This window comes from Pseudogemmobacter hezensis (genome assembly GCF_013155295.1).
GTDB classification, from domain to species: Bacteria; Pseudomonadota; Alphaproteobacteria; order Rhodobacterales; family Rhodobacteraceae; genus Pseudogemmobacter; species Pseudogemmobacter hezensis.
In genome coordinates this window covers 1-2,498 of sequence record NZ_JABJXT010000055.1, presented here as the reverse complement: position 1 = coordinate 2,498, position 2,498 = coordinate 1, and the positions used below count along the sequence as shown (strand labels likewise).

At 50.5% G+C, this 2,498-nt stretch carries 1 protein-coding gene and 1 pseudogene; both read left to right on the top strand.

Annotation, left to right across the window (positions count from 1 at the left end):
* Positions 1-125: 125 nt before the first annotated feature.
* Positions 126-515, top strand: a pseudogene (locus tag HOY34_RS21740) (MotA/TolQ/ExbB proton channel family protein); the annotation flags it as partial.
* The gene (locus HOY34_RS21735) at positions 512-2,446 is read left to right on the top strand and encodes a hypothetical protein (protein WP_172366756.1); all 1,935 of its coding nucleotides are present in this window, start codon (positions 512-514) and stop codon (positions 2,444-2,446) included. The pseudogene HOY34_RS21740 and the gene HOY34_RS21735, both read left to right, overlap by 4 nt.
* Positions 2,447-2,498: the final 52 nt, after the last annotated feature.

Genomic DNA, 2,498 nt, shown 5'->3' with positions numbered 1-2,498 from the left:
TTCAGATCCGCATCGCACTCATGAACCGCTTCACATCACTCGGAACGCCCGAGACCGTCCGCATGCGCTGAAGATAACCGGGAAAGGGGTATCTGCGCCCCCAAGCCGAATAGCGCAACAAAGCCCATTCCAGTCACGCTTTGCAGAACATGGCAGACGGCTTGCCAGCGCTTGGTATCGTGGCAGCCGTTTTGGGCGTGATTAAAACCATGTCGTCGATCGATCAACCTCCAGAGATCTTGGGTAAAATGATCGGCGGTGCACTCGTCGGCACATTCCTGGGTGTTTTTCTTGCATACGGACTGATGGGGCCATTTGCTGCGCGCGTCAAAGCAGTTGTCGAAGATGATGCCCATTTCTACAATCTTATTCGGGAGGTTCTGGTAGCAAATCTACATCGCCATCCCGCAAATATATGTATTGAGGTTGGCCGCCAGAACACACCACATCACATGAGGCCCGATTTTGGGAATCTCGAAGAAGCTCTTCGTTCATTAAAGCAAGAAGCAGCATGAAGGTCGTGTTACATATCGGGGTAACTCTGCTTGCTATGACTGCAGGATATGCTGTCGCTGAAACAGCAGTGGTTCGGGGCGGAGAGCATGTCGATTTCACAAGAATTGTTATTAATGCAAGCAACACGGAAGGCTGGAGCTTTGGCAGAACCTCGCAGGGGTATGGATTTGTTGCTTCGCGTGAAATAGAAGACTACGATACGCGGCAAGCTTTTGATAAGATTCCCAAAGAAAGATTATCTGGCATAGTCTATGATGGGCGGGAGCGGATTCTTAATTTCGTTGTTCCATGCGTATGCTATGCGATTGCATTTCAGGCATCCTCAACGATGGTAGCAATAGATATCAGAAGCGGTGTGGCGCCGTCTGATTCAGTGTTCGAATACCAGCTAAATGAAATTATTGGGGGAGGGGGTGCGGGTTCGGGTGTGATTGTCAGTGACAATGAGGTGATGAATGATGAATTCAGTATGCTTGACTGGTATTTTGGCGAAAAAAATATGGCGAAAAATAAATACGCCCAGCAGTACTTCAATTATGATTTGTCTTTAGTCGAGGCTGAAAATAGTAATCAAATAGACGTCCATAAAGAAATTGTACCTTTGCGCGATGCCTTGCTTTTACAAATTGAGAGAGGTGTAGCCGATGGCGTTGTTCAGTCATGGGCTGATATCCCTGAACATGAAATATATAGTGGGTTGCTAGGTGACGCGCTTGGTTTCAGAGTGTCGAATGGAGAATTGCCTGGCTTGCACACCGCCACCCGAACCAATCCAGCTCCAAATTTGACGATAGATGGTCGGCCTTGTCTACCGGAACAATTAACCGACGTAGGCAGATGGGCGCAGGCAAGCCAGTACACATCAGAGATTTCGCGCGCCCGGGCCGATCTTCTTGGCGAGTTCGATGAGCCAGATGGCACGGCGGTTCTCGAAGCTGTAAAGGCATTTATTGGATTAGGGTTTGGTGCTGAGGCGCGGCAAATTTTGGAACTGCTGCCAGATGCAAAGGATATCGAAGCATACCATCCGCTACGGGATCTAACCTATCTTGTAGATCTCGAAATCGGTCCGGAAGGCGCCTTCGACGGGATGGAGACTTGTGATACCGTTGCAGCGCTTTGGGCGGTGCTTTCTCTTGCTCTCGATGGAGGCGACGCGGGATATGGCGCACCAAATGGGGCTGCTATTGCACGTAGTTTTTCTGAACTGCCGAAGGACTTGCGCGACCATGTCGGTCCACCCATCGCTGAGTATTTGTTGAGCATTGGTGAGAACGAGACGGCGTATCGTTTACGTAGCACTATGATGAGAAGCTCCGGCGATCATGACCGTGCAATTCTTCTATTGGACGCAGAGTTCGATATCGTAAACGGAAATGCCACCGATGCGCTTTCCGTGGCTACCGCTGTTTCCGAAGATCCAGGGCCTAATGCGGCCCATGCAGCGATTATAATTGCAGAATCCTCTTACAACATTAAGCGGGCTGTAGAGGATGATCTGGCAGATGAATTGAAGGCACTATCCGTGGATTATTCGTACGGCCTGCCCCAAGCCCGCATGAAGCGGGCTGAGATTCTGTCACTGGCAATGTCGGGACGCTTCGAGTCTGCGTTTTCACTTCTTCCCCAAGATCGCGCCTCATCGGAAGATCTGTGGAGGGTGGCAGTTGAGCTGGCGCCAGACGATATTTTTATAATAGAGGCGGTAAAATCAAAAGAATCATTTTCAGGAGCCCGAGATGTGAATGTGAAGGTGGCTCGGCGCTTGTTGTCTCATGGATTCTATGAGGATGCTCTGCGTTGGTTGGGGCCACCCGATAAATTTCAGGAGGCGGATGAGAGCCGTCTCGCAGCGGAAGGGCTTTGTTGCACTATCCGGCCGGCTCATGGATTCATGTTTGTGAGTCAGCGGGTTAGGTTGGCTCTATGAGCAAGCCGATCCCTCTTTTTCGCACAACGAACTGGTCGAGCTACAGCCGGGC

Coding starts and splice junctions, on each gene's coding strand:
- HOY34_RS21735 (WP_172366756.1), top strand. CDS start 512: ATGAAGGTCGTGTTACATATCGGGGTAACTCTGCTTGCTATGACTGCA.